The organism is Nocardioides salarius, from assembly GCF_016907435.1.
GTDB lineage: Bacteria > Actinomycetota > Actinomycetes > Propionibacteriales > Nocardioidaceae > Nocardioides > Nocardioides salarius.
The window spans coordinates 4304357-4330764 of record NZ_JAFBBZ010000001.1 but is presented as its reverse complement, the minus strand read 5'-3'; the positions used below and the strand labels follow the sequence as shown (position 1 = coordinate 4330764).

Below are 26408 nucleotides of genomic sequence, written 5' to 3'. Positions count from 1 at the left end.
CCGCGTGACCCACCGCAGCGAACCCATGGCCGGACGGGTGCTGCGGGTCGTGCGGCGCACGCTGCTGACGATCGTGGGCGTGCAGCTCGCCGTCGCGATCGGGATGTCGCTGGTCGACTCCTACCGTCGGAGGGGCAAGAAGCCCAAGCCCTTCCCCACCACGCCGCCGCGCACGGTGGAGGTGGGCGGGGGGACGATGACCACCTACACCTACGGCAGCGACCTCTACGCCGACATGCTCGAGGCGATCGAGGGGGCGCAGCGCCAGGTCTTCTTCGAGACCTACATCTGGAAGGGCGACGCGACCGGCGAGCGCTTCAAGAAGGCCCTGGCCGACGCCGCGGCGCGGGGGGTCGACGTCTACTGCATCTACGACGGCTTCGCCAACCTCGTCGTCTCCCCCGTCTTCAAGCACTTCCCGCGCTCGATGAAGGTGCTGCGCTACCCCGTGTACGCCGCCGGCCTGCGCTTCTTCGACCTGCGCCGCTACGGCCGCGACCACCGCAAGATCCTGGTCGTCGACGGTGAGGTCGGCTTCGTGGGCGGCTTCAACATCGGTGACGCCTACGAGACCGAGTGGCGCGACACCCACGTGCGGGTCACCGGGCCGGGCGTGTGGGACCTGCAGCGCGCCTTCGCGGACTTCTGGAACCTCAACCGGCGCCGGCGGCTGGGCCACAGCGCGCGCCCGCTGCTGCTCGAGACGTCCTCGGTGTGGGAGTCGCGGATCCGGTTCCAGCGCAACGTGCCGCGGCTGTGGATGTTCCCCATCCGCTCGATGTACCTCGAGGCGATCAACCGGGCCAGCCGCAACATCTGGCTGACCACCGCCTACTTCCTACCCGACCCCGACTTCGTCGACGCCCTCAAGGACGCCGCGCGCCGCGGCGTCGACGTGCGCCTGCTGGTGCCGCTGAAGTCGAACCACATCGTGGCCGACTGGATCTCGCGCGGCTACTTCTCGCACCTGCTCGAGGCGGGGGTGCGGATCTTCCGCTACCGCGACGCGATGGTGCACGCGAAGACCGCGACCGTCGACGGCACCTGGACCACCGTCGGCACCGCCAACATCGACCGGCTGAGCCTCAGCGGCAACTACGAGATCAACGTCGAGGCCATCGACCGCGGGCTCGCCGAGGTGATGGAGGAGATCTTCACCGTCGACGAGTCGAACTGCCTCGAGCTGACGATCGGCGAGTGGGAGGCGCGCGACCTGCACCGCAAGTTCACCGAGTTCGTGCTCGCTCCCCTGCGCCCCCTGCTCTGACCCGTCCCATATCTCACGCTGACCCGGCCCATACTTCGCGCCGAGTCGGCCCAGACCTTCAGGGCTGGTCCGCGGAGGGGATGTCGAGCACCGAGAGCAGCTGCAGCGCCTTGGCCTTGTCACCCTTCACCTTGAGCTGGCCCTTAAGCACCCCCGCGACCGGCGCGAGGTGACCGGTCGCCAGGCGCAGGAAGTCGTGGCCCGCGCACGTGATGGTCGCGTCGCGGCGCTCGGGCACCTCGGTGTCGACCAGGCCGGGACCGGCCGTGCGGCAGACTCCGTCGGCGACGCGCACGACGTACCTCTCGGTCTCCCCGTCGCCGCGACCGGTGAGCCGGAAGCCGATCGTCAGGTCGCAGCGCCCGGCTCTGCGGGCATCGAGGAAGGTCGGCAGTCGGCTGAACACCTCCTCGAGGACGACGTGGCGGAAGCCGCCCGCCATCACCGAGCGCAGGTGGGCGGTGGGGACGCCGACGAGCGTGCGGGCGACGGTCACCGGGTCGAGCGCGCGCGGGTCGACGGCGACGGGGTCGGCCTCCGTGCCTGGCACGACGAACACGCCGCCCAGCGCCAGCGCGAGGTCGGCGTCCCCCTCGACCACCAGCCGCCCCGCCAGCAGGTCGAGACCGGCGTTGGCGACGCCACCGACCAGGTCGGGCAGGTGGCTCGCGGGCATCGTGAGCACCACGTCGACCGGCGCGTCCGTTGGGGGGACCACCTCGACCACGCCGTCGGTGAGGACCACGACGCTGCTGGTCACGACGTGACCGTCGTGGGTGAGGTCGAAGCGCACGCTGCCGCGCAGGGCGGCGAGCCTCTCGGGCAGCGCGTGCTCGGGCAGGCGCTGCAGGAGCGCGACAGCCTCCGCGGGGTCGAGCAGCACCGTCGATGTTGTCTGCGTCACAGCGTCACAGTAACCACGCTACGGCCGGTTCGGGCCGGGTCAGCGCGACATTTGCGCCGGGTCAGCGGGAGATATGGGCCGGGTCGGCGCTCAGGTGCGGGTGACGCGGGCGGGGAGGTGGGTGCGCGGGGCCATCCGGGCGCCGTGCCGCGGGCGGTGCAGGCCGGCCAGGCCGAGCAGGGTCGGCACCCGGCCCCGCTGCGGGCGCCACGGCTCGAGGTAGTCGGCCATCTCCTCGTCGGTGAAGGGGGTGCCGGTCAGCGCCCAGCCGACGTCCTTGGCGACGTGGTAGTCGCCGAAGGAGACCGCGTCGGGGTCGCCGAAGGCGCGCTGGCGCACCTCGGCGCAGGTCCACACCCCGATGCCGGGCAGGCTGCTGATCCGCTTCTCGGCCTCCTCGCCCGGCAGGGTCGCGGTGCGCTCCAGCGACTCCGCGACCCGGGCGGCGGTGACGATCGCGCGGGAGCGGGCGTGGTCGACGTGCATCTTGAGCCACTCCCACGAGGGCACGGTGCGCAGCTGATGAGGTGTGGGCTGCACCCACAGCCGCAGGCCGGCGCCGGGGCCGGGGGCGCGCTCGCCGTAGCGGTGCACCAGCATCCGGAAGCCGGCGAAGGCCTCCTGGCCGGTCACCTTCTGCTCGATGATCGAGGGCACCAGCGACTCCATCACCAGCCCGGTGCGCCCCAGCCGTGCGTGCGGGTGGCGTCGCCGGGCCTCGACGAGCACGGGGTGGCGCGGCTCGAAGGCGCTCCAGTCGTCGTCGGCGCCGAGCAGCGCGGGCACCGCCTCCAGCATCCACTCCGCCCCGTCGCCCCACGCCCGGGCGTGCACCTCGCCGTGGGCCGGGCGCGACTCCAGCGAGAGCGTCGCCGGGCCGAGCGGGGTGCGCACGCCGCGCCAGATCCGCCCGGCGTCGTCGATGCGGTACGTCGGGTCGCCGCGGCCGCGGCGCTGCTGGCCGGCGACGGAGGCGACCTGGCAGGGCCAGTCCGGGCGCCAGGTGCGGCGCAGGGGCTCGGCGGTCACGGCCCCGACCGTACGTGATGGAACGTGTTCTAGTTTCGCGTAGTCTGCGGCCATGCCCCTGCAGACCCACGACGAGCAGCGCGTGCGCACGCTGACCCTCGACCGGCCGGACGCGCTCAACGCCTTCGACGAGGAGCTCTACGACGCCACGACCGACGCCCTGCTGGCGGCGGCCGGCGACCCGGGCGTGGCGGTCGTGCTGCTGACCGGGGCCGGACGCGCCTTCAGTGCGGGCACCGACCTGCTGGAGATGCACCGGATGTCCGCCGACCCCGGCTTCCGGCGCGGCCGGCACGGCTTCCCCGGGATGCTCGACGCGCTCGTCGCCTTCCCCAAGCCGCTGGTGGTCGCGGTGAACGGCGTCGGGCTGGGCATCGGCGCGACCGTCCTGGGCTTCGCCGACCTGGCGTTCATGTCGAGCACCGCCCGGCTGAAGTGCCCCTTCACCTCGCTCGGGGTGGCGCCGGAGGCGGCGTCCTCCTACCTGTTCCCGCGGCTCGTGGGCCACCAGGCCGCCGCGTGGATGCTGCTGTCGTCGGAGTGGATCAGCGCCGACGAGGCGCTCGCCGCGGGCCTGGTGTGGCGGGTCTGCGAGCCCGACGACCTGCTCGCCGAGGCCCGCCGCCACGCAGAGCTGCTCGCCCGCCGCCCGGTCGCCTCGCTGGTGGCCGTCAAGCAGGCGATGACCGCTCCCCTGCGCGCCGGCATCGACGCGGCCCGCGAGCGCGAGAACGCCGCCTTCGCCGAGCTGATGGGCGGCCCGGCCAACCTCGAGGCGCTCGCCGCCTTCGCCGAGGGCCGCGAGCCCGACTTCACCGCGCTGCCGGGGTGAGAGCGGCGGTTGACCGGTGAGGGTTCAATGAGACGGTGCTGCTCGCCGACGTCGTGACCACCTCCCAGTCCGTCGCCGCCACCCGCTCGCGCAAGGACAAGGTGGCCGCGCTGGCCGACCTCCTGGGACGCACCGGCCCCACCGAGGCCGAGACCGTCGCGGCCTACCTGGGCGGCACGCTGCGGCAGCGGCGTACGGGGTTGGGGTGGCGCTCGTTGCGCGAGCTGCCCGAGCCGGCAGGCTCCCCCACGCTCGAGGTGCTGGAGGTGCACCAGCGCTTCGAGGAGGTCGCCGCGTTGGCAGGGCCGGGCTCGGCCGGCGCCCGGACCCGCGCGGTCGAGGAGCTCTTCGGCCGCGCGACCGCCGCCGAGCAGGTCTGGCTGCGCGGCGTGGTGACCGGCGAGCTGCGCCAGGGGGCGCTCGACGCGTTGGTGCAGGAGGGCGTCGCGCGGGCCGCCGACGTGCCGCTCGCCGTCGTACGCCGCGCGGCGATGCTGTCGGGCTCGACCGTCGCCGTCGTGGTCGCCGCCCTGACCGAGGGCGAGGAGGCGCTGCACGCGATCGGCCTCGAGGTGATGCGACCGGTGCTGCCGATGCTGGCCGGCTCGGCCACCGACGTGGCGGCGGCGATGACGAAGGCGCTCGGCAAGGGGGCCGAGCCGGGAGCCGAGGTCGTGGTCGACACCAAGCTCGACGGCATCCGGGTGCAGGTGCACCGCGACGGCGACGAGGTGCGCGTGGCCACCCGCAGCCTCGAGGACATCACCGCCCGGCTGCCCGAGGTGGTCGAGGTGGCTCGGGCGCTGCCGGCCCAGCGGTTCGTGCTCGACGGCGAGGCGCTGGCCCTCGACGACGACGGCCGGCCGCGCCCCTTCCAGGAGACGTCGTCGCGCACGGCGCAGTCGGCCGGCGTGCACGTCACGCCCTACTTCTTCGACGTCCTGCACGTCGACGGGGCCGACCTCCTCGACGCGCCGGGCCACGAGCGCCTCGACGCCCTGCACGCACTGGTGCCCGAGCAGCACCGGGTCAGCGGCCTGCGCACCGGCGACCCGGAGGCGGCCCAGGCGTTCCTGGCCGGCGCGCTCGAGGCCGGCCACGAGGGCGTCGTGGTCAAGAGCCTCGACGCGCCGTACGCCGCCGGGCGCCGCGGGTCGGGGTGGGTCAAGGTCAAGCCGGTGCACACCCTCGACCTGGTCGTGCTGGCCGTCGAGTGGGGCTCGGGGCGGCGGCGCGGCAAGCTCTCCAACCTGCACCTGGGGGCCCGCGACCCCGAGGGTGGCTTCGTGATGCTGGGCAAGACCTTCAAGGGGCTCACCGACGAGGTGCTCGACTGGCAGACCGAGAGGTTCCTGGCGCTGGAGACGCACCGCGAGGGCCACGTCGTGCACGTGCGGCCCGAGCAGGTGGTCGAGATCGCGATCGACGGCCTGCAGCGCTCGACGCGCTACCCCGGCGGGGTGGCCCTGCGCTTCGCCCGGGTGGTGGGCTACCGCGACGACAAGCCCGCTGGTGAGGCCGACACCCTGGAGACCGTCCGCGCGCTCGGCTGAGGGTCAGCCGAGGAGGCCGACGAAGTCGAGGAGGAACAGCGCGGCGAAGCCCGCGAGGTAGACCAGGCCGGCGTACGAGAGGTAGCGCAGCCCGGGGCTGAGCGAGCCCTCGCCGCGGACGAGGCTGAAGTTGAGCCAGGCGAAGACCGGGGCGGTGAGGAAGGCGCTGATCATGGCGAAGGTGAGCATGGTGGCCAGCGAGGCGCTCATCGCGACGACGATGACCAGCCCGACGCCGGTGATGCCGCTGAGCCACAGGTTGAGGGAGCGGCGGCTGAACTCCGGCTCGCGGCGCAGCAGGCGCAGCGACTCCGCGCACGCGCGGGCGTAGCCGTCGATGACGGTGATGACCGTGCCGTACATGCAGGCGAACGCGATCACCGCCATCAGCGGCACCGCCCACTGGCCGATGGCCGTGCCGTACATCTGCAGCAGCTGGTCGACGTACGCCCCGCCCGCGGTGGCGACCTCCACCCCGGAGCCGTACTGCACCAGGGCCCCCAGCGAGAGGAAGAAGAGGGCGAGCACGGCCGAGGTGGCGTAGCCGACGTTGAAGTCGAAGAGGACGTCCTTGGCGCGGCTGGGGTGCAGCTTCTGCTTGGCCTGGATCCACAGCGAGTTCAGCGCGCTGATCTCGATGGGCGCCGGCATCCAGCCCATCAGTGCCACCAGGAACGGCAGCGTCGCCCACGTCCACGGGGTCGGCTCGACGAAGCCGGCCACCCGCTCGGAGCCGGCCGAGGCCGCCATGAAGGTCGCGGTGATCGTGGCCAGGGTCAGCGTCACGATGATGACCTTGGTGACGGCGTCGAGGGCGCGGTAGTGACCGGCGACCAGCAGCACCCACGCCGAGGCCATCATCGCCGTGGCCAGCGCGGGGATGCCGGGAGCCCAGCTGTCCGGGAGCATGAATCCGAGGATCACCGCGCCCAGCAGCCCGACCCCGGCGGTCGAGATCACCGAGCTGACGGTGGCCAGCACGAAGAAGACCCACAGGTAGCCGCGACCCTTGCGGGCGTACCCCTCGACGAGCGACCGGCCGCTCTCCACGGTGTACTGCGGGCCGAACCGGAAGAACGGGTACTTCAGCAGGTTGGCCACGACGATGACGAACGCCAGCTGCCACCCGAAGCGGGCCCCGGCCTGCGTCGAGGAGATCAGGTGGGACCCGCCGATCGCGGCCGAGGCCATCAGGATCCCCGGGCCCAGCGCCGCCGTCCGCGACGCCCAGACCCCGGGCTCGACCCGCCGGGTCTGCGTCGCAGGACCCTCTGCCGTCTTTGCCATTGGCCGAAGTTAACACCGGGCTTCTTCGGCCGGTCGGGGCGTGCGACGTGGGCGCCGCCGGAGGCGGAGCGGAAGTGTGGAGCCGAGGATGAACCTGGTTCGTCCCAGGCTCCACACATTTTTGGCTCTCCTGTCTCTTCCGTGGGTCATGTGCGCCCGGGGAGGGTGGGCCGGTGGCCGCCGAGGTTGAGCATGGCCAGCGCGATGAGGGCTTCGGGTGATCTGAATCCGAAGGCGACGCGGGTGATGAGTCGGATCTTGGTGTTGATCGATTCGATGCGTCCGTTGGACAGGTCGTGCTCGATGGCGGCCAGGATCGATGTGCGGTGCTTGGTGATTCGTCGTTGCAGCTCGACGAAGGAGGGAAGCCGGCATCTTCGGGCCCAGGCGATCCAGGCATCGAGGGCCTCGCAGGCTTGGTTGTAGGGCAGCTGGAAGACCACGCGCAGACCTTCTTTGAGCAGGTAGGCGCGGTGGAGGCGTGGATCGGTCTTGGCGATCCACTCAAGCTTGGCGCGTTGACGGGTGGTGAGGTTCTCGGGGTTCTTCCACAGCGCGTAGCGGGCACGTTTGAGGCCGCGTGCGCGACCGGTCGCGTCGTGTCGTCGCCCTTGGGGGCCGTGGCCGGGGCCGTTGCCGTACGTGCCGCCGGGGGCACGACGCGCGTTGTTCCACGCTGCGCGGCGTTCGACGTCGAGGGCCTCGGTGGCCCAGCCCACCACGTGGAAGGGATCAGCGCAGCGCACCGCCTGGGGACATCGTTGCGCCACCACGTCGCTGATCCACTGCGCGCCGTCGGCGCTGACATGGGTGATCTGAGCGCACCGACCGGGCGAGGACTCCTCGAGAGCATCGAAGAACCGGCCCAGGGTCTCGCGGTCGCGTCCGGGCTGGGCCCAGATGAGTCGTCCGGTGTCGTGGTCGACGACCACGGTCAGGTACTTGTGGCCGCGCTTGTAGGAGATCTCATCGATGCCGATTCGTCGCAGGCCGGCGAACTGGTCGATCCCGGCCGCGGTGTCGGCCCACACCCTGGTGATGATCGAGCCCACCGTGCGCCACGCGATGCGCATCAGCTGGGTCACCGCGCTCTTGGAGCACTGCGTGGCCAACCAGGCGACCTGTTGATCAAAGGCACGGGTGTGCCCGGCCCCGTGGCGTGCCCAGGGCACCTGCCGGACCGTGGGGCCATGCACTGCGCACCGGACCCGCGGCGAATCGGCTTCCAAGTACACCTGGATGACACCGAGGTCCAGGGCCCGCCAGCGTCGGCGGTCCTCGCCAGGGTCGTACCAGCTGCTGGGTGCCCCGCACACCCCGCAGCGGCCGCGTTTGGCGCGACGTGGGCGCACGTGAGCGACCAGGACACCCCCGAGTGACCCGTCGGAATCGGCGTCCTGGTTGAACTCGACACCCTCGATCACCGCTGTCGCATCGACGCCCAACAAGGCGCGCCATAGGCTGGCGTCCCGCACGCCGTTCTCCTGCCCTTGGTTTCGGACTCTAGACAAGCCAGAAACCTAGACAGAGAACGGCGTGCGCCACATCAGGCCACGCTCAGCGACCCACGGAAGGGTCACAAGAGCCACATTTTTCCAAGCAGGCCCGTCCCTCGCTTCACCCCACGAGCCACCAGGAGACGGACCAGACATACCGGCGCGGGAGCGACGGCCGGCCCTCCGGGCGCGCTGGCATTCACACATCGCCGCAGGTCAGCGGCGGTGCGGCGGGACTGTCGGCGGTCAGTGCTTGAGTGGATGCATGCTGATCGAGACGGACCTCGCGGGTGGTCCGGTGCGGGTCGATGACCTGGACCGGGACTCGGTGCTGTGGTTCGCCGAGCAGGCCAAGGCACGCGAGGCCGCCGCGGCACGCGCGGTACTCCACGCCGCGATCCGCTGGTGCGAGACCAACACCGTCGACGACCCGAGGCTGGCGGCGGGGTTCGGGGAGGTCGGGGGCGACCTGGACTGCCCGGAGAAGATCGGTGGGGACGGCCGCCCGATGGTCGCTGCGTTCTCCGCCGAACCCCTCGCCGCGGCGATGGAGATCTCCACCACCGCCGCCCTGACGTTGATGGCCGATGCGCTGGAGCTGGCGCACCGGCTGCCGCGGGTGATGGAACGCGTCGAGGCCCTCGAGGTGCCCGTGTGGCGCGCACGCAGCATCGCCCAAGCCACCTCGTCGCTCTCCCCCGACGCGGCCGCCTACGTCGACGCTGAGATCGCCGCCCGCGCCCACCGGGTCGGCCCCGTGGTGCTGGCCCGGCTCGTCGAGACCGCCCGGGCCCGCTACGACACCGACGCCCATCAAGAGGCCGAGCAGAAGGCGCAGGAGTCGTGGGACGTCGCCGTGACCCATGCCGGGGCGCGTGACGGACGGTGGTTGGGGACCTCGTGGATGGAGATCACCGGCGACACCGCCACCCTGGCCGATCTGCAGGACCTGGTGGGTCGTATCGCCCACGACCTGCTGGTCACCCACTCCGACCTGTCCCTGGCGCGGCGTCGGGTGCTGGCGTTGCAGGTCATCGTCGACCGGGCCCGCGCCCACGGCGACAGCCCCGCACCGAGCCGGCCGTACAAGGCCTACGTGCACCTCACCGCGACCCCCGGAGGCGACATCGCACCGCTGGGGCGGGTGGAGGACCTGGGCCCCGCGACCAGCGCGATGATCCGTGACTGGCTCACCGGCGCCCGGGTCACGGTGACCCCGGTCCTCGACCCCGACCGCGGCGACCCCGTCGATGCCCACGACCCGCCGGAATGGATGCGCGAGCTGGTCGTCCAGCGCGACCAGCACTGCGTCTTCCCCGACTGCCGCCACCCCGCCAGGCGCTGCGACCTCGACCACATCGACCCCTACGACCCCCACGGACCCCACCAGACGATGGCGCTACCGGCGGATGGACCACGGCCACTACACCTGGACCGGACCCCAGGACCAACGACTCGTCGTCGTCCCCGGCATCGGCACCTACTCGCCTGGCTGACCGCCGCCGAGCCCGTCACACTCGTGCAACTCGGAGTTGCACGAGTCGTACACTCCTCCCATGAGCACCCGCACGCCCGAGACCGACGGCCGCAGGTCGGCGGCGGCCGCCCGCCGCCGCGCCCGTGAGGCGGAGATCCTGGCCGCGACCCGCGCGCTCTTCGACGAGCGCGGGGTGCGCGACGCCCAGATCGAGGACATCGCCCGGGCGGTGGGCATCAACCGCGCGATCGTCTACCGGCACTTCACCGGCAAGGAGGAGCTCTTCGCCCTCACCCTCGTCGGCTATCTCGACGAGCTGCGGGTCGACCTCGAGCAGGCCTCGACCACCTCGAACGCCCCCAGGGACCGGTTGGCCGACATCGTGGGCGCCTTCGTCGACTACTCGCTGGCCCACCCGGCGTTCGTCGACTGCGCGCAGGCGCTGATGCGCCGCTCCGGGCCCGAGCTGCTCGACGAGATCTCCGAGAGCGCCCTCTTCCGCCTCGGGCGCGCGATCTCCGGCGCGCTGTCGATCCTGTCGACCGCGCTGGAGGACGGCGTCGAGGCCGGCGACTTCACCGTCACCGACCCCACGCTGCTGGCCAACACCCTCTACGCCAGCGGCCTCGGCGCGCTGCAGCTCGCCCGGGTCGGCATCCTGGTCAAGGAGGCCGCCCCGGGCGTGCCCACGGTCGGGGAGATCTCGCCGCAGCAGGTGCGCGAGTACCTCGTCGCCTCAGCGCTCGCGCTCGCCACCCTCAGGTGAGCGTCAGGGCGCCTCGAGGATCGCGGTGACGCCCTGGCCGCCGGCGGCGCAGATGCTGATCAGGCCGCGGCCCGAGCCCTTCTGGTGCAGCAGCTTGGCCAGGTTGGCGATGATCCGCCCACCGGTGGCTGCGAAGGGGTGACCGGCGGCCAGCGACGAGCCGTTGACGTTGAGCTTGTCGCGGTCGATCGAGCCCAGCGGGGCGTCGAGGCCCAGGCGCTCCTTGCAGAACACCGGGTCCTCCCACGCCTTGAGCGTCGAGAGCACCTGCGAGGCGAACGCCTCGTGGATCTCGTAGAAGTCGAAGTCCTGCAGGCTCAGGTCGTTGCGCTCCAGCATCCGCGGCACGGCGTACGCCGGCGCCATCAGCAGGCCCTCGCCGCCGTGCACGTAGTCGACCGCGGCGGTCTCGGAGTCGACGAAGAACGCCCGCACCTCGAGCCCGTGTGCCTCGGCCCACTCCTGCGTGGCCAGCAGCACCACCGAGGCGCCGTCGGTCAGCGGCGTGGAGTTGCCGGCGGTCATCGTGGCCGCCTCGCCCTTGCCGAAGACCGGCTTGAGCTTGGCGAGCTTCTCGCTCGAGGAGTCGGCGCGCAGGTTGTTGTCGCGCTCCAGCCCGCGGAACGGGGTCACCAGGTCGTCCTGGAACCCGCTGTCGTACGCCGCCGCCAGGTGCTGGTGCGACGCGGCCGCCAGCTCGTCCTGCGCCTCGCGGGTGATCTGCCACTCCAGCGCGGTCAGCGCGGCGTGGTCGCCCATCGACAGGCCGGTGCGGGGCTCGCCGTTCTTGGGCAGGTCGAGCCCGATGTCGCCGGGGCGGATCGAGCCCAGCGCGGCCAGGCGCGCCTTGGTGTCGCGCGCGGCGTTGACCTTCATCAGCTTCTTGCGCAGCTTGTCGCTGATGGCGACCGGGGCGTCGGAGGTGGTGTCGGTGCCGCCGGCGATGCCGGCCTCGATCTGGCCCAGGGCGATCTTGTTGGCGACCTGGATGGCCGCCTGCAGGCCGGTGCCGCAGGCCTCCTGGATGTCGGTGGCGGGGGTCTCGGGCGCCAGCGCCGAACCCAGCACCGCCTCGCGGGCCAGGTTGAAGTCACGCGAGTGCTTGAGCACCGCGCCGGCCACGACCTCGCCGAGCCGCTCGCCCTCGAGGCCGTAGCGGGAGACGAGGCCGTCGATGGCGGCGGTGAGGAGGTCCTGGTTCGACACGTCCGCGTAGGCGGAGTTGGACCGGGCGAAGGGGGTGCGGTTGCCGCCGATGACGGCGACGCGACGAGGAGAGGTAGCCATGCGCACATCCTTGCGCGCGCGGCCCCGCACAGAGAAGGGTGTGAGGGGCACGTCACGAAAAGTGGACTCGGAGTTACACATCTAGTTACATGCCCGGTAGTGCCACCTGGTGCTGCCCCAGTGCCACCCCAGGCCCACCCCAGGCCCACCCCAGGCCCCACAGGACTTCACGGAGGACGGACCCGCATGAGCGACAAGTACCAGAGCTTCAGCCAGTCGCCGATCGGCAAGCTGCTGGTCAAGAACCTCGGCCTGCCCGCCCCGATGCCGCTCGAGCGCTACACCCCCGGCGCCCCGCTGGTCGACGGCACGGTCGTCACCGGCGGCACCGGCCGCCTGGCCGAGTCGCTGGCCGGCCTGCTCGACACCCTGGGCATCGCGAGCACCGAGACGCCCGACGACACCACGTCGTACAAGGGCCTGGTCTTCGACGCCACCGGCCTGACCTCGGCCGACCAGCTCGTCGCCCTGCGCGACTTCTTCACCCCCCTGATGCGCCGCCTGGCCACCTGCCCCCGCGTCGTGGTGCTCGGCACCCCGCCCGAGCAGGTCTCCGGCGCCGAGCGGGTCGCCCAGCGCGCCCTCGAGGGCTTCACCCGCAGCCTGGGCAAGGAGATCGGCCGCGGCGGCACGGTGCAGCTCGTCTACGTCGCCGAGGGCGCCGAGGCCGCGACCACCAGCACCCTGGGCTTCCTGCTCTCGCCCAAGTCCGCCTACGTCTCGGGCCAGGTCGTGCGCATCGGCGCCACCGGCACCACCGAGGCCGCCCCGGTCGCCGACCAGTTGCGTCCCCTCGACGGCAGGGTCGCCCTGGTCACCGGCGCCAGCCGCGGCATCGGCGAGCAGATCGCCCGCGTGCTGCACCGCGACGGCGCCACCGTCGTCGGCGTCGACGTGCCCCAGGCCGCCAGCGAGCTGCAGTCGCTGATGAAGGAGCTCGACGGCGACTGGCTGACCCTCGACATCACCGGCAAGGACGCGCCGCAGCGCATCGCCCACCACCTGGCCGAGAAGCACGGCGGCGTCGACGTCGTGGTGCACAACGCGGGCATCACCCGCGACAAGAAGCTGGCCAACATGGGCGAGGACCGCTGGGACTCGGTGGTCGCGGTCAACCTCACCGCACCCGAGCGGATCAGCCGCGAGCTGCTCGACCAGGGCGTCGTCAACGCCGGCGGCTCGATCATCGGCGTCGCCTCCATCGCCGGCATCGCCGGCAACGTGGGCCAGACCAACTACGCCACCTCCAAGGCCGGCGTGATCGGCCTGGTCGACTCCCTCAAGGACGAGCTGAGCGACGGCATCACCGTCAACGCCGTGGCCCCCGGCTTCATCGTGACCCAGATGACCGCCGCCGTGCCGTTCGCGACCCGGGAGGTCGGCCAGCGGCTCAACGCGATGGCCCAGGGCGGCCTCCCGGTCGACGTCGCCGAGACGATCGCCTGGTACGCCTCCCCCGGCTCGACGGCCGTCAACGGCAACGTCGTGCGGGTCTGCGGCCAGATGATGCTGGGCGCCTGACGTGGCCGGCCCCACCGTCGAGCGCGCCGCCCGCACCCACGACGGCAGCACCGGCGCCGGCACCCTGCTGCGCGCCGCCCTGCCGAGCCTGCCCGTCGTCGGCAGCCTGCCCGGCGTGCGCAAGGCCCGCCCCGAGGGCTTCGAGGGACTCGCCCTCACCCGGCCCCCGGTCACCGTCGAGCGCCCCCACGTCGAGGCGTACGGCGACCTGTGCGGCTTCCCGCGCAAGGACGTCGCCCCGCTGACCTACCCGCACATGCTGGCCTTCGGCCTGCACATGGCGATGATGACCGACTCGGCCTTCCCGGCCCCGGCCATCGGCACCGTGCACGTGGCCAACACCGTGACCCGGCACCGCCACGTGGTCATCGGCGAGCAGGTCGGCGTCTCGGCGCACGTCGGCCCCTCGCGCCCGCACACCAAGGGCACCGTCTTCGACTTCGTCACCGAGGTCCGCGACGGCGACGGCGAGCTGGTCTGGGAGAGCTCCTCGGCCTACCTGCGCCGCGGCCGTGGCGACGCCGCGGCCCCCGAGGGCACCGTCTTCCCCGACGCGCCCGCCACCGGCGCCACCTGGTCGCTGCCCGGCGACCTGGGCCGCCGCTACGCGGCCGTCTCCGGCGACCACAACCCGATCCACCTCTACCCGCTGACCGCGAAGGCGCTGGGCTTCCCGCGCCAGATCGCGCACGGCATGTGGAGCCTGGCGCGCTGCGTGGCCGCGCTGGAGAACCGGCTGCCCGAGGCGGTCACCGTCGAGGTCGCCTTCAAGAAGCCGATCCTGCTGCCCGGGCGGGTGGCGTTCGGCTCGCGTCCCACCGACGACGGCTACGCGTTCTCGCTCAGCGACCCCCGCTCCGGCGCCCCGCACCTGGCGGGCGTCTCGCGGCCGGCCGCCGGGGGCTGATCAGCGGGGCCGGCCGAAGACCGTGCTCTCGGTGGTCGAGCGCGCCGCGGTCGGTCGCAGCGCCTGGCGCTCCGAGAAGGTCGCCGTCGCGGGGTCCCAGACCCCGACGTCGGTGACCAGGTTGCCGTCCCAGTCGCCGGTCACCGGCAGGTCGCCCGGCTCCCCGAACTGCACCTCGGCGGTCCAGACGAGCCCCTCGGCGTCGACGCGGCGCAGCGTGAAGGTCGCGGTCGACTGGTCGAAGACGCCGACGTCGGTGCGACCGTCACCGTCCCAGTCGCCGGTGACCGGCAGGTCGGAGGCGTCGCCGAGGCGCACGCTGCTCACCGACCCGTCGGCGGCGCGCAGGTGGAAGGTGGCCTCGCCCGGGCGACGTACGCCGACCTCCCAGCGGCCGTCGCCGTCCCAGTCGCCGGCCACCGGCTGGTCGCCGCTCGCCCCGAACCCGACGCGGGTGCGCCCGCTGCCGACCTTGAGCGCGAAGGTGGCGCTGCCGGGGCTGAAGACGCCGATGTTGGCGACGCCGTTGCCGTCCCAGTCGCCCAGCACGGGCTCGTCGGTGGCGGTGCCGAAGCGGCGCACCTTGGGGGTGCGGCCCGGGCGCAGCACCTGGAACTGCGAGCGGGCCTCGCGGCGGTAGACGACGAGCTCGGCGGGTGCCTTGCCGATCATGTTGGCCGCCAGCGGCACGTCGACGCAGTTCGTGGAGCGCTGGGTCGAGCCGTAGACGAACGCGGCGCCGCCGAACCAGGCGCTCTGCACCGATCCCGAGAGCCGCTGCTCGTAGTGCACGTGCGCGCCGGTGGAGTTGCCGGTCGAGCCGACCGTGCCGAGCTGGGCGGCCTGGTCGACCCGCTGGCCCACCGCGACCGCCACCGTGTCGAGGTGGGCGTAGAGCGTCGACTCGCCCGCCCCGTGGTCGACGACCACGTGGTGGCCGTAGCCGGTGCCGCTGGTCGCGTTGGCCGTGGTCACGGTGCCCGGTGCCGAGGCCACCACCGGGTCGCCGGCGTCGTCGGGCCGGTTCCAGTCGATCGACTTCGCGCTCGGGCTGTGGTTGCCGCGGGTGGTGCCGGTCCACTCCTGCCCGCAGGGGAAGGGCATCTCGTGGTCGGCGCTGGGGGCGGCGTGCGCGGGCAGCGCGAGCGCGACGACGACGGCGCCGAGACCGGGTGCGAGCAGGGTCGACAGCAGGGGCAGGCGCATGATCGGGGGTCCCTCGGGGGCGGGGGGCGGTCCGGTCACACGCTCCACAGGAGCGATCAACCGCCACATTGGTCACAAAAATAACCAGGTGGCGGCGTGTCTGTCACGAATGACAGCGCTGTAATGCTATTTGCGGGGCCGGATCAGGCCCTCCTGCGCGACCGTGGCGACCAGCGAGCCGTCCTGGGTGAAGACCCGGCCGATGGCCAGCCCCCGTCCGCCGTGCGCCGCGGGCGAGACCTGGTCGTAGAGCCACCACTCGTCGGCGCGGAAGGGCTGGTGGAACCAGATCGTGTGGTCGAGCGAGGCCATCTGGGTCTGCTCGGGCCCGATCGGGTGCGCTGCCAGGGTGGCCCCCAGCAGGCTGATGTCGCTGGCGTAGGTGAAGGCCGCCAGGTGGGCGGTCGGGTCGTCGCCGAGGTCGCCCTCGACCCGCAGCCACAGCCGCGAGCGCGAGGGGTGCGCGGGGTCCTCGGGCAGGCCGCGCCCCGAGCTGCCGACCCAGCGCGCGCCCAGCGCGGCCCACTCCTTGGCCAGCGCGTCGGCCTCGGGGGTGCCGCCGCGGCGCATCATCTCCACCATGTCGATCGCGTCCTCGGGCGCCACGACCTGGGGCATCGAGTCCTGGTGCTCCAGCCCGTCCTCGGGCACCTGGAAGTTGGCGGTGAGGTAGTAGATCGGCCGGCCGTGCTGGCGCGCCGCGACCCGACGGGTCAGGAAGGAGCGCCCGTCCCGGATCCGCTCGACGTCGTAGACGATCGGCACCTGCGGGTCGCCGGGCAGCAGGAAGTAGGAGTGCATCGAGTGCACGGTGTACGCCGGGTCGACGGTGCGGATGCCGGCGCACAGCGCCTGCGCCGCGACCTGGCCGCCGAAGACCCGGGTGCGCGTCGTGCGCACCGGCCGGCCGCGGTAGAGGTCGGCGTCGATGGTCTCGAGGTCGAAGAGCCCCATCAGCTCCTCGAGGGCGGACTGCTCGCTCACCGATCGCCCCCCTGGCGCATCCGGCGGATCAGCGCCTCCTGGCTCACCGAGGCCACCAGCAGGCCGTCGCGGTCGAAGATCCGGGCGTTGACCAGCCCACGACCCCCGGTGGCGACCGGCGAGTGCTGGTCGAAGAGCCACCAGTCGTCGGCGCGGAAGGGCCGGTGGAACCAGATCGAGTGGTCGAGCGAGGCCACCATCACGTCGCGGGTGCCGATCGAGATGCCCTGCGGCGAGAGCGCCGCGCCCATGATCGTGGCGTCGGAGGCGTAGGTGAAGGCCGCGGCGTGCAGCAGCGGGTCGTCGGGCAGCGGCTCGTTGACCCGCAGCCACGTCTGCTGGCGCCCGGGCCGGTCCTCGTCGGGGGCCAGCAGGTCGTGGGAGGACCCGATGTAGCGGAAGTCGAGCACGTCCCACTCGGTGAACGACCCGTCGGCGCCGCGGATCTGGGCGTTGATGTCGAGCGACTCCTCCGGCCCGGGCACCTGGGGCATCCGGTCCTGGTGCTCGTAGCCCTCCTCGGGTCGCTGCAGGTCGACGGTCATCACGTAGATCGGTCGGCCGTGCTGGCGCGCCAGCACCCGCCTGGTGGCGAAGGAGCGCCCGTCGCGCAGCCGCTCGACGTCGTACACGATCGGGGCGGTGGTGTCGCCCGGCTGCAGGAAGTAGGAGTGCAGGGAGTGCACGGCGTAGGAGTCGTCGACCGTGCGGTCGGCGGCCACCAGCGCCTGGGCGGCCACCTGGCCGCCGAAGACGCGCGGCAGCACCGACTCCTGCTGGGCGCCGCGGAAGAGGTTGTCGTCGATGGTCTCGAGGTCGAGCAGCGCGAGCAGCTCGGCGGTGGTGCGGGGCATCTCAGGCGGGATCCTCGTCGTCGGGGCGCGGGTCTCGGTCCTCGAGCTGGGCCAGGAACTGCTCGAACTCCTGGCCCAGCTGCTCGCCGGTCGGCAGCGGCTGGTCGCGGGCGAGCAGGTTGTCGCCGGACTCCTCGGCGCGCTCGAAGGCGTCGTACTGCCGCTCGAGGGCGGCGACCACGTCGCCGACCTCCTCGTTGGCCTCGAGGTAGCTGGTGATCTCGGCCTCGCGGTCCTCGGCCTCGGCGCGCAGCCCCGAGAGGTCGACGGTCAGGCGCCCGGCGAGCTCGACCTGCTCGAGCAGCACCGCGGCGGCCTGGGGGTACTCGAGCTGGGCCAGGTAGTGCGGCACGTGGGCGACGAAGCCCTGCGCGGCGTGGCCCCACTCCCCCAGGCGCACCTCGAGCAGCGCCTGCGCGCTGCTGGGCACCCGCAGCTCGCCGCGCCACGGGCTCGCGCCCAGCAGCAGCTCGGGGCTGTTGGCGTGGTGGGTCACCGCGGTGGGGCGCGTGTGCGGCACCGCCATCGGCACCGACCCCATGCTGATCACGCGGGTCACGCCGAAGCGCTCGACGACCTCGCGCACCGCTCGGCAGAAGCCCTCCCAGCGGTTGTCGGGCTCGGCGCCGTTGAGCAGCAGGTACGGCGTGCCGCCGCTGTCGCGCAGCAGCCGCACCACCAGGCGCGGGGCGTCGTAGGAGTCGTAGCGGTCGACGACGAACGAGATCGGTGGGCGGCGGGCCCGGTAGTCGTGGAGCCGGTCGACGTCGAAGGTCGCCACCACCCGGCCGGTGCCGTCGTCGGTGCCGGCGACGTCGACGAGGTGCTGGGCGGCGCGGGCGGCGACGTTGCCGGCGTCGAGGAAGCCGTCGAGCACCACGACCATCGTCAGCGCGGACTCCTCGGAGGCGTCGATCTCGGCCACCTCGTCGACGATGTGCACCAGGCGGGTGTCGCTCACGGGTCTCCTCGGGTCGGTGGGGCGGGCGCGGGGCGAACCGGACCCGTGGCCACGATATTCCCTGCCCACCCCGGGTGGACGGGGCGTCCGGCCAGGGTTGGTTACCCAGGGGTAACCTAGCGTCGGCAACCAGCCACACCCGTCACATCACAGCGACACCCAGGAGAACCGGTGCCCCGACAGCTACGAGAGGTCGTCTTCGTCGACGGCGTGCGCACCCCCTTCGGCAAGGCCAAGGGACAGTACGCCGAGACGCGGGCCGACGACCTCGTCATCAAGTGCATCCGCGAGCTGATGCGCCGCAACCCCTCGCTGCCTCCCGAGCGCGTCGACGAGGTCGCGGTCGCGGCCACGACCCAGATCGGCGACCAGGGCCTGACCATCGGCCGCACCGCCGCGCTGCTCTCGGGCCTGCCGCAGAGCGTGCCGGGCTTCGCCATCGACCGCATGTGCGCCGGCGCCATGACCGCGGTGACCACCACCGCCTCCGGCATCGCCTTCGGCTCCTACGACGTGGCCATCGCCGGCGGCGTCGAGCACATGGGCCGCCACCCGATGGGCGAGGGCGTCGACCCCAACCCGCGGATCATGTCCGAGCGCGTGGTCGACCCCGACGCGCTGGTGATGGGCAAGACCGCCGAGAACCTGCACGACCGCTACCCCTCGATCACCAAGGAGCGCGTCGACGCCTACGCCGTGCGCTCGCAGCAGAAGACCGCGGCGGCGTACGACGCCGGCACGATCCAGCAGGACCTCGTGCCGGTGGCGACCCGCTCGGCCGACGAGGGCTGGGGCCTGGCGCTGAGCGACGAGCCGATGCGACCGGGCACCACCCTGGAGTCGCTGGGCTCGCTCAAGACGCCCTTCCGTGCCCACGGCAAGGTGACCGCCGGCAACGCCGCGGGCATCAACGACGGCGCCACCGCGGCGCTGCTCGCCGACGAGGAGACCGCCCGCGAGCTGGGGCTGCCGGTGCGGATGCGCCTGGTCGCCTACTCCTTCATGGGCGTCGAGCCCGAGGTGATGGGCGCCGGACCGATCCCGGCGACCGAGAAGGCGCTCAAGCAGGCCGGCCTGACGATCGACGACATCGAGGCCTTCGAGGTCAACGAGGCCTTCGCCGTGCAGGTGCTGGCCTTCCTCGAGCACTTCGGCATCGCCGACGACGACACCCGCGTCAACCCCTACGGCGGCGCCATCGCCATGGGCCACCCGCTGGCCTCCTCGGGCGTGCGGCTGATGACCCAGCTGGCGCGCCAGTTCGAGGAGCGCCCCGAGGCCCGCTACGGCCTGACCACCATGTGCATCGGCATCGGCATGGGCGGCACCGTGATCTGGGAGAACCCGCACCACACCGGAGAGGCAGCCTGATGAGCGACCTGACCACCCTGCTCACCCGCGCCGAGGAGATCAGCTCCGACGCCGAGCGCGTCACCCAGGCGCACCTGCGCAAGGTCACCCTGCCCCGCGGGGCGGGCGTGATGGGCCTGATCACGCTCGACAACGGCGAGGACCACACCAAGCCCAACACCTTCGGTCCCCGCGGCCTGATCGCGCTCAACACCGCCATCGACGCGGCGCTGGCCGACGACGAGGTCACCGCCATCGGCGTGACCGGCAAGCCGTTCATCCTGGCCGCCGGGGCCGACCTGACCAGCATCGCCTCCAGCGGCGCCGCCGGCGTCCGGGTCGTGGCCGAGCTGGGCCACGCCGTCTTCCGCAAGCTGCAGGACGGCGGCAAGACCTCCTTCGGCCTGGTCAACGGCCTCGCCCTGGGCGGCGGCCTCGAGGTCGCGCTGCACTGCGACTACCGCACCGTGATGGACTCCGCGCCCGCCCTCGGCCTGCCCGAGGTCATGCTCGGCCTGGTGCCCGGCTGGGGCGGCGCCTACCTGGTGCCCAACCTGGTCGGTGCCGACGCCGCGGTGACGCTGGTGCTGGAGAACCCGCTCAACAACGGCAAGACGCTCACCGGGCAGCAGGGCTTCGAGCTCGGCCTGGCCGACGCGGTCTTCTCCGGCGCCGACTTCCTCGAGCAGTCGCTGCTCTGGGCGGCCGACGTGCTCAACGGCGAGGTGCTCGTCGAGCGCGCCCAGGTCGACCGCGGCGAGGCGTGGGACGCCGCCGTCTCGCGCGCCGCGACGGTGGTGCGTGCCCGCACCGGCGGTGCCAGCCCCGCCGCCGAGCGCGCGGTCGAGCTGGTCGCCACCGCCCGCAGCGCCAGCCGCGACGAGGGCTTCGCCGCCGAGGACCAGGCGCTCGAGGACCTCTCGCAGACGCCCGAGCTGCTGGCCAGCCTCTACGCCTTCGACCTGGTGCAGAAGCGGGCCAAGCGCCCCGTCGGCGCCCCCGACCGGTCGCTGGCCCGCCCGGTCACCAAGGTCGGCATCGTCGGCGCCGGCCTGATGGCCAGCCAGATGGCGATGCTCTTCGTGCGCCGCCTCGAGGTCCCGGTCGTGCTGACCGACCTCGACCAGGAGCGAGTCGACAAGGGCGTGGCCTACGTGCACGCCGAGATCGACAAGCTGCTGGCCAAGGGCCGCATCGGCCAGGACAAGGCCAACCGCCACAAGGCGCTGGTCACCGGTGCCGTCGACAAGGCCGAGGTCTTCGGCGACGCCGACTTCGTGATCGAGGCCGTCTTCGAGGAGATGTCGGTCAAGAAGTCGGTCTTCGCCGACGTCGAGAAGGTCGTCTCGCCCACCTGCGTGCTGGCCACCAACACCTCGTCGCTGTCGATCTCCGAGATGGCCGCCGACCTCGAGCACCCCGAGCGGGTCGTCGGCTTCCACTTCTTCAACCCCGTCGCGGTGATGCCGCTGCTCGAGATCGTGCAGGGCACCGCCACCGACGACGCCTCCCTGGCCACGGCCTTCGCCACCGGCAAGGCGCTGAAGAAGACCACGATCCTGGTGCAGGACAGCCCGTCCTTCATCGTCAACCGGCTCCTGGGCCGCTTCATGAGCGAGGTCAGCAGGGTCGTCGACCAGGGCACCCCGATCCAGACGGTCGACGGCTCCTTCGCCGGCGTCGCGCCGATGCCGCCGTTCACGCTGATCGCCCTGGTCGGCCCGGCCATCGCGCTGCACAACACCGAGACGCTGGCGGCGGCCTTCCCCGACCGCTTCTACGTCTCGCCGGCGCTGGAGCGGGTCGTCGAGGCGCGCAAGGGCGCCTACTTCGCACCCGACGGCACCCTGGACCCCGAGGTCGAGGCGCTGCTGGAGACCCCGGCCGACCCGGTCGTGCTGACCCAGGAGCAGGTGCGCACGCAGGTGCTCACCGGGCTGGCCGAGGAGGTGCGGCTGATGCTCGACGAGGGCGTCGTCGCCGGGCCCGAGGACCTCGACCTGGCGATGATCACCGGCGCCGGGTTCTCGTTCTGGAACGGCGGGCTCACGATGCTCCTCGAGCGCGAGGGCCTCGGCTCCTTCCACTAGTCGTAGGTCGCCACCATCAGGCGCGCGGCACGCGCAGCGAGCCGGTCCTCGTCCAGGCCCACCAGCCGTTCGAGGGCCGGCTCGTCGCCTCCCGCCTCCAGCAGCTGCCAGAGCACCTGTGACCCGAAGCTGTCGGCCAGGTGCTCCGCGGCCCACCACGACAGCCCGTAGTGCGCGGTGGAGCCGTCTGCGTTGAAGGTCGCGCCGTCGGGCATCCGCACCCGTCCGGCCGCCAGGTCGGCCCGCGCCGCCTGCAGCGCGACCTCCGGCAGCGCCCGGTCCTCGGGCGCCAGCGGACGTACCGAGACCCACTCGGCGATCCCCTCGGCCAGCCACACGGGCGCGTCGTCGTCGCCCGCCCCCACCGCGACGTGGGTGACCTCGTGGCGCAGCAGCCGGTCGCGGGTGCGTCCCTGCGCGGAGGTGCGCTCCGCGCCCGCCGAGGCGAGCACACGGGGGTTGAGCACCACCCTGGTCGAGGCCAGCGGCGAGTCCGGGTCGCGCGGGTCGGCGGCCACCGGCACCGCGGCCGCGTCGAGGGCCGCGGCGTCACCGCCCGGCAGGTCGGCGACCGAGGCCAGCGCGGCGGTGGTCGACAGCGCGTAGAGCACCACCTGCTCGCTCCACTCGAAGGGCACCACCGCGCCCACCTCGGCCACGGCGCGCTGGGCGGCGTCGAGCAGTCCAGGGGCCGCGGCGACGCTGGCGTCGTCGAAGACCCCCAGCACGCCCGCGACCTCGCGCACCTGCACCGGGCCCCGGTCCCAGGGCTGCGGCACCACCTGGTTGCGCTCCTCCCAGGCCGCGTCGGTCACCGAGGCGAGGCGCAGCCGGTCCCGGGCGCCGCGGCCCGGCTCGAAGAGGTAGCGGTCGCGGGCCACGACCGGCACGTCGTCGTAGCCGCGCAGCTGCAGGCGCACCTCGACGACCACCCAGTAGGAGTCGTCGACGCGCAGCACGTCGGCGGGGTCGAAGCCGTAGTCGACCCGCTCCAGCGGCAGCTGCAGCAGGTTGTCGAAGTACTGCGCCTGCTCGGCGCGGAACTCGGCGGGCCCGGGCGTCAGGGCGCGCTCGAAGCGAGCCCGGTCCTGGCGGCGTACGCCGGAGGCGCGCAGGTCGAGCGTGCGCTGCACGGCCGAGACCACCTCACGCGGCGCGGGCCGCGCCGACGTCGTCGGCGCGGCGCCCGGCTCGTCGTCGCCGGTCAGCAGCGTGCACGACGCGAGGACCAGCGACAGCACGAGCGCCGTCAGCAGGACCAGCAGTCCCCTCCCCAGGGGTTCGAGCGCGTCTCCCTCCCGGGTGCGCTCAGCCGGGCCGCTCAACCGGCTGCTCGTGCTCCAGCGGGGACCCGGTCGACATCGCCTCGACGATGCCGCGGGCCAGCGACTGCGGGCTGAGCCCGATGCGCTCGAGGATGACCGCGCGCTTGGCGTGCTCGAGGAACTCCTGCGGCACCCCGTGCAGGCGCACCGGCGTGCTCACGCCGGCGGCGTTGAGGGCCTGCAGCAGGCTGGCGCCGCAGCCGCCCTGCACACCGTTGTCCTCGATGCTCACGACCAGCCGGTGCTCGCGCGCCAGGTCGATCAGCGCCGGGTCGACCGGCTTGACCCAACGCGGGTCGACGACGGTCACGCCGATGCCCTGGGCGACCAGCCGGTCGGCGACCTCGACGGCGGTGGCGGCCATCGAGCCGACCGCCACGACCAGCACGTCGCGGGCACCGGAGCGCACCAGCACGTCGCAGCCGCCGGCGCGGTCGACGGGCTCGATGTCGGCCGGCGGCGGACCCTTCGGGAAGCGCACGACGGTCGGGGCGTCGTCGACCGCGACGGCCTCGTCGAGCAGCTCGCGCAGGCGGGTGGCGTCGCGCGGGGCGGCCAGGCGCAGGCGCGGGACCACCTGCAGCACCGACATGTCCCACATGCCGTTGTGGCTCGCGCCGTCGTCGCCGGTGACCCCGGAGCGGTCGAGCACGAAGGTGACGCCGCAACGGTGCAGCGCGACGTCCATCAGCACCTGGTCGAAGGCCCGGTTGAGGAAGGTGGCGTAGACCGCGACGACCGGGTGCAGCCCGCCCATCGCCAGGCCGGCCGCCGACGTCGCGGCGTGCTGCTCGGCGATGCCGACGTCGAAGGTGCGGTCGGGGAAGTGCGCCTGGAACTTGTCGAGACCCACCGGGTGCATCATCGCGGCGGTGATCGCCACGACGTCCTTGCGGCGGTGGCCTATCTCGACCATGTCGTCGGCGAAGTGGTCGGTCCAGATCCGGCCGCGGGCCTTCTCCTCGCCCGACTCGATGTCGAAGGGCTGCGGGGAGTGGAACTGGTCGGCCTCGTGGCGCTCCGCGGCGTCGTACCCGAAGCCCTTGCGGGTCAGGGCGTGCACGATCACCGGGGCGCCGTACTTCTTGGCCTGGCTCAGCGCCGTCTCCATCGCCGCGCGGTCGTGGCCGTCGACGGGGCCGATGTACTTGAGCCCGAGGTCCTCGAAGAGGCCCTGCGGGGCGAGCGCGTCCTTGAGCCCCTTCTTCATGGCGTGCAGGGCGTCGTAGGCGGCCGTGCCTACGCCGGGCACCGCGTTGAGGCGGCGCTTGACCATGTCGAGCAGCGTCTCGTAGCGCGGGTCGGTGCGCAGCGAGGTCAGCGCGGTGGCCAGGCCGCCGACGGTCGGGGTGTAGGAGCGCCCGTTGTCGTTGACGACGATCACCAGGCGGCTGCTCTGGGCGACCGCGATGTTGTTGAGCGCCTCCCAGGCCATGCCGCCGGTCAGCGCGCCGTCACCGATCACGCCGACGACGTGGCGGTCCTCGCCGCGGATCGCGTAGGCCTTGGCCAGGCCGTCGGCGTAGCTCAGCGCGGTGGAGGCGTGGGAGTTCTCGACGATGTCGTGCTCGGACTCGGACTGGCTGGGGTAGCCGGAGAGGCCGCCCTCCTGGCGCAGGGTGTCGAAGTCGCCGGCCCGCCCGGTGAGCATCTTGTGCACGTAGCCCTGGTGGCCGGTGTCGAGCACGACCCGGTCGCGCGGGGAGTCGAAGACCCGGTGGATCGCCATGGTCAGCTCGACCACCCCGAGGTTGGGGCCCAGGTGGCCGCCGACCTTGGAGGTCGAGCGGACCAGCAGGTCACGGATCTCGCTGGCCAGCGTCTCGAGCTCGGCGTCGTCGAGGCTGCGGAGGTCACGCGGTCCCGAGATGGACTCGAGGATCGACATGGGGCTCCTTGCTGTCGCGGCGGGGGTGGGGTGGCAAGTCTAGGGGGCGTCCCTCATCGGCGCAGAACCGCGACGGCGGGCTCCAGGAGGCTGCCGATCCACACGTCCCCGTCGCGCTCGCGGACCCCCGTGGCCATGTGGAAGCCCTCGGCCGGCAGGTCGTGGTCGTGCACCAGGCGGCCCGTGTCGTCGTAGGCCTGGACCCGGCAGGTGCGGGCGGGCTTGGGCTGCAGCCGCTGCGGGATCCGCGTCACCTGGCGGCGCAGCCACGGCGGACCCTGCTGCAGCCGCTCGACGACCGGGTCGCGGGGGCTGGCGACGGCGACCCAGATCAGCCCGTCGCTGCCGCGGGCGATGTTGTCGGGGTAGCCGGGCAGGTCGGCGACCAGCAGGTCGCGGCTCCCGGCCCGCTCGCCGGTGATCCAGTGGCGCACCAGGGTGCGCGCCCCGGTCTCGGCGACGACCACGAAGGACTCGTCGGCGGCCAGCGCGACGCCGTTGGCGAAGGCCAGCCCGTCGAGCACGACGCTGACCTCGCCGTTGGTGTCGAGCCGCAGCAGCCGGCCGGTGCGGGTGTCCTGGACGAAGTCGTCCTTCCACTGCTCGATGGAGAAGCGCGTCGAGGAGTCGCTGAACCACACGGTGCCGTCGGAGGCGATCGCGGCGTTGTTGCAGAAGACCATCTCGCGCCCACCGACCTCGTGGACCACCTGCTCGACGTCGCCGCTGGCCAGGTCGACGCGCAACAGCCCCCGGTGGGCGTCGCAGACGAGCAGCCGCCCGTCGGGGTGCAGCTCGAGACCCAGCGGCCGGCCGCCGGTGTGGGCGACCCGGTCGATGCGGCGCCCGTCGTGGGAGAGCCGGAAGATCGCGCCGTCCTCGGTGCCGGAGAGCACCGACCCCTCGTGCGGGCCGTCGGGCAGCACCAGCACGTCCTCGGCACCGTGGCCGGGCAGCGGGTGGATCTCGAGTCTCGTGGGGGTCGCGGAGGTGGTCACTGGCACAGCCTGTCGTAGAGGGGCGAGGTCAGGAAGACGGGCAGCAGCAGCCGGCCCGAGACGGTCAGGTCCTTCTCCAGGACCGCACGTGGGGCGACGAAGACCATCTGGCGACCCTCACCGCAGACGATGTCGGCGTCGCCCAGGTCGGTGGCGCCGGCGAAGAGGTGCACGGTGTCGTCACCGCCGCAGGCGGGGCTGTGGAACGTCCACTCCCCCGCCGCCTGCAGGCCGGAGCCCAGCTCGACACCGGTCTCCTCGGCGAGCTCGCGGTAGGCCGCCTGCTCGGGGGTCTCCCCCGGCTCGATCGAGCCGCCCGGCAGGCCCCACTTCTCGGGATCGATGACCGGGTGCTCGTCGCGCTCCTGCATCAGCAGCCAGCCCCGGCGGTCGACCAGGGCCACGCTCGAGAACCGGTGCACGCGC

The 26408-nt window shown here is 72.8% G+C and carries 22 protein-coding genes; 9 read left to right on the top strand and 13 right to left on the bottom strand.

Annotated features, from left to right (window positions below; genetic code table 11):
- Nucleotides 1-4: 4 nt before the first annotated feature.
- The gene (locus JOE61_RS20725; protein ID WP_307823137.1) at nt 5-1267 is read left to right on the top strand and encodes a phospholipase D-like domain-containing protein; all 1263 of its coding nucleotides are present in this window, start codon (nt 5-7) and stop codon (nt 1265-1267) included.
- A gap of 58 nt (nt 1268-1325) precedes the next feature.
- Here JOE61_RS20725 and JOE61_RS20720 read toward each other — a convergent pair whose 3' ends face one another.
- Together JOE61_RS20720 and JOE61_RS20715 are read right to left on the bottom strand one after the other, a co-directional pair.
- On the bottom strand, nt 1326-2171 hold the full coding sequence (locus JOE61_RS20720; RefSeq protein WP_193670604.1) for an SCP2 sterol-binding domain-containing protein: 846 nt from the start codon (nt 2169-2171) through the stop codon (nt 1326-1328).
- A 90-nt stretch (nt 2172-2261) separates the two neighbouring features.
- A complete protein-coding gene (locus JOE61_RS20715; protein ID WP_307823136.1) occupies nt 2262-3200 on the bottom strand; it encodes a DNA-3-methyladenine glycosylase family protein in 939 nt (312 codons plus the stop codon).
- A gap of 52 nt (nt 3201-3252) precedes the next feature.
- On the opposite strand from JOE61_RS20715, the gene JOE61_RS20710 reads away from it, so the two are divergent.
- Both JOE61_RS20710 and JOE61_RS20705 read left to right on the top strand, forming a co-directional pair.
- Nucleotides 3253-4032, top strand: a complete 780-nt coding sequence (locus JOE61_RS20710; RefSeq protein WP_193670603.1) for an enoyl-CoA hydratase/isomerase family protein — start codon at nt 3253-3255, stop codon at nt 4030-4032.
- A 35-nt stretch (nt 4033-4067) separates the two neighbouring features.
- A complete protein-coding gene (locus JOE61_RS20705) occupies nt 4068-5585 on the top strand; it encodes an ATP-dependent DNA ligase (protein WP_193670602.1) in 1518 nt (505 codons plus the stop codon).
- Nucleotides 5586-5588: 3 nt separating this feature from the next.
- Here JOE61_RS20705 and JOE61_RS20700 read toward each other — a convergent pair whose 3' ends face one another.
- Both JOE61_RS20700 and JOE61_RS20695 read right to left on the bottom strand, forming a co-directional pair.
- Nucleotides 5589-6872: an NRAMP family divalent metal transporter gene (locus JOE61_RS20700; RefSeq protein WP_204797330.1), complete on the bottom strand. Its 1284-nt coding sequence runs from the start codon at nt 6870-6872 to the stop codon at nt 5589-5591.
- Between the two features lie 146 nt (nt 6873-7018).
- Complete coding sequence (locus JOE61_RS20695) at nt 7019-8347, bottom strand: ISL3 family transposase (RefSeq protein ID WP_193671201.1); 1329 nt, start codon at nt 8345-8347, stop codon at nt 7019-7021.
- Between the two features lie 286 nt (nt 8348-8633).
- On the opposite strand from JOE61_RS20695, the gene JOE61_RS20690 reads away from it, so the two are divergent.
- Both JOE61_RS20690 and JOE61_RS20685 read left to right on the top strand, forming a co-directional pair.
- Complete coding sequence (locus tag JOE61_RS20690; RefSeq protein ID WP_193670950.1) at nt 8634-9992, top strand: HNH endonuclease signature motif containing protein; 1359 nt, start codon at nt 8634-8636, stop codon at nt 9990-9992.
- A complete protein-coding gene (locus tag JOE61_RS20685) occupies nt 9925-10611 on the top strand; it encodes a TetR/AcrR family transcriptional regulator (protein WP_193670949.1) in 687 nt (228 codons plus the stop codon). The genes JOE61_RS20690 and JOE61_RS20685 overlap by 68 nt, the downstream gene beginning before the upstream one ends.
- 3 nt (nt 10612-10614) lie before the next feature.
- On the opposite strand, the gene JOE61_RS20680 is transcribed toward JOE61_RS20685, so the two are convergent.
- Entirely contained in the window at nt 10615-11898 is a 1284-nt protein-coding gene (locus JOE61_RS20680) for an acetyl-CoA C-acetyltransferase (RefSeq protein ID WP_193670947.1), read from the bottom strand.
- A 186-nt stretch (nt 11899-12084) separates the two neighbouring features.
- Here JOE61_RS20680 and JOE61_RS20675 point away from each other — a divergent pair, with 186 nt between their 5' ends.
- On the top strand, nt 12085-13419 hold the full coding sequence (locus tag JOE61_RS20675) for a 3-oxoacyl-ACP reductase (RefSeq protein ID WP_193670946.1): 1335 nt from the start codon (nt 12085-12087) through the stop codon (nt 13417-13419).
- Between the two features lies 1 nt (nt 13420).
- Nucleotides 13421-14326 carry a MaoC/PaaZ C-terminal domain-containing protein gene (locus JOE61_RS22345; protein WP_193670944.1) on the top strand — a complete coding sequence of 302 codons (906 nt, stop codon included), beginning with the start codon at nt 13421-13423 and terminating at the stop codon, nt 14324-14326.
- Here the strand turns inward: JOE61_RS22345 and JOE61_RS20665 are convergent, their stop codons facing one another.
- From JOE61_RS20665 to JOE61_RS20650, 4 genes are all read right to left on the bottom strand, one after another.
- Nucleotides 14327-15532 (bottom strand): peptidoglycan DD-metalloendopeptidase family protein, encoded by a 1206-nt coding sequence (locus tag JOE61_RS20665; RefSeq protein ID WP_193670943.1) that lies wholly within the window; start codon nt 15530-15532, stop codon nt 14327-14329.
- A gap of 126 nt (nt 15533-15658) precedes the next feature.
- Nucleotides 15659-16486 carry an acyl-CoA thioesterase gene (locus tag JOE61_RS20660; RefSeq protein ID WP_193670955.1) on the bottom strand — a complete coding sequence of 276 codons (828 nt, stop codon included), beginning with the start codon at nt 16484-16486 and terminating at the stop codon, nt 15659-15661.
- Between the two features lie 26 nt (nt 16487-16512).
- A complete protein-coding gene (locus tag JOE61_RS20655) occupies nt 16513-17370 on the bottom strand; it encodes an acyl-CoA thioesterase (protein WP_193670941.1) in 858 nt (285 codons plus the stop codon).
- A gap of 1 nt (nt 17371) precedes the next feature.
- A complete protein-coding gene (locus JOE61_RS20650) occupies nt 17372-18331 on the bottom strand; it encodes a proteasome assembly chaperone family protein (protein ID WP_193670940.1) in 960 nt (319 codons plus the stop codon).
- A gap of 171 nt (nt 18332-18502) precedes the next feature.
- On the opposite strand from JOE61_RS20650, the gene JOE61_RS20645 reads away from it, so the two are divergent.
- Nucleotides 18503-19702 carry a thiolase family protein gene (locus JOE61_RS20645; RefSeq protein WP_193670939.1) on the top strand — a complete coding sequence of 400 codons (1200 nt, stop codon included), beginning with the start codon at nt 18503-18505 and terminating at the stop codon, nt 19700-19702.
- On the top strand, nt 19702-21771 hold the full coding sequence (locus tag JOE61_RS20640) for a 3-hydroxyacyl-CoA dehydrogenase NAD-binding domain-containing protein (RefSeq protein ID WP_193670937.1): 2070 nt from the start codon (nt 19702-19704) through the stop codon (nt 21769-21771). Before JOE61_RS20645 ends, JOE61_RS20640 begins: the two co-directional genes overlap by 1 nt.
- On the opposite strand, the gene JOE61_RS22340 is transcribed toward JOE61_RS20640, so the two are convergent.
- From JOE61_RS22340 to JOE61_RS20620, 4 genes are read right to left on the bottom strand one after another with little or no spacing between them, the layout of a single operon-like run.
- Nucleotides 21768-23096 carry a hypothetical protein gene (locus JOE61_RS22340; protein ID WP_193670936.1) on the bottom strand — a complete coding sequence of 443 codons (1329 nt, stop codon included), beginning with the start codon at nt 23094-23096 and terminating at the stop codon, nt 21768-21770. The genes JOE61_RS20640 and JOE61_RS22340 overlap by 4 nt on opposite strands.
- Complete coding sequence (dxs, locus tag JOE61_RS20630) at nt 23080-24984, bottom strand: 1-deoxy-D-xylulose-5-phosphate synthase (RefSeq protein WP_193670934.1); 1905 nt, start codon at nt 24982-24984, stop codon at nt 23080-23082. Before dxs ends, JOE61_RS22340 begins: the two co-directional genes overlap by 17 nt.
- A 53-nt stretch (nt 24985-25037) precedes the next feature.
- Nucleotides 25038-25982, bottom strand: coding sequence for an SMP-30/gluconolactonase/LRE family protein (locus JOE61_RS20625; protein ID WP_193670933.1), 945 nt, complete (start codon nt 25980-25982; stop codon nt 25038-25040).
- Entirely contained in the window at nt 25979-26404 is a 426-nt protein-coding gene (locus tag JOE61_RS20620) for an NUDIX domain-containing protein (protein WP_193670931.1), read from the bottom strand. Before JOE61_RS20620 ends, JOE61_RS20625 begins: the two co-directional genes overlap by 4 nt.
- Between the last annotated feature and the right edge of the window lie 4 nt (nt 26405-26408).

What these genes read in the sequence shown, in the direction of transcription:
- JOE61_RS20640 (WP_193670937.1), top strand. Translation starts at nt 19,702, where the DNA reads ATGAGCGACCTGACCACCCTGCTCACCCGCGCCGAGGAGATCAGCTCC.
- JOE61_RS20655 (WP_193670941.1), bottom strand. Translation starts at nt 17,370, where the DNA reads ATGCCCCGCACCACCGCCGAGCTGCTCGCGCTGCTCGACCTCGAGACC.
- JOE61_RS20665 (WP_193670943.1), bottom strand. Translation starts at nt 15,532, where the DNA reads ATGCGCCTGCCCCTGCTGTCGACCCTGCTCGCACCCGGTCTCGGCGCC.
- JOE61_RS20710 (WP_193670603.1), top strand. Translation starts at nt 3,253, where the DNA reads ATGCCCCTGCAGACCCACGACGAGCAGCGCGTGCGCACGCTGACCCTC.
- JOE61_RS20685 (WP_193670949.1), top strand. Translation starts at nt 9,925, where the DNA reads ATGAGCACCCGCACGCCCGAGACCGACGGCCGCAGGTCGGCGGCGGCC.
- JOE61_RS20690 (WP_193670950.1), top strand. Translation starts at nt 8,634, where the DNA reads ATGCTGATCGAGACGGACCTCGCGGGTGGTCCGGTGCGGGTCGATGAC.
- JOE61_RS20680 (WP_193670947.1), bottom strand. Translation starts at nt 11,898, where the DNA reads ATGGCTACCTCTCCTCGTCGCGTCGCCGTCATCGGCGGCAACCGCACC.
- JOE61_RS20675 (WP_193670946.1), top strand. Translation starts at nt 12,085, where the DNA reads ATGAGCGACAAGTACCAGAGCTTCAGCCAGTCGCCGATCGGCAAGCTG.
- JOE61_RS20700 (WP_204797330.1), bottom strand. Translation starts at nt 6,872, where the DNA reads ATGGCAAAGACGGCAGAGGGTCCTGCGACGCAGACCCGGCGGGTCGAG.
- JOE61_RS20660 (WP_193670955.1), bottom strand. Translation starts at nt 16,486, where the DNA reads ATGGGGCTCTTCGACCTCGAGACCATCGACGCCGACCTCTACCGCGGC.
- dxs (WP_193670934.1), bottom strand. Translation starts at nt 24,984, where the DNA reads ATGTCGATCCTCGAGTCCATCTCGGGACCGCGTGACCTCCGCAGCCTC.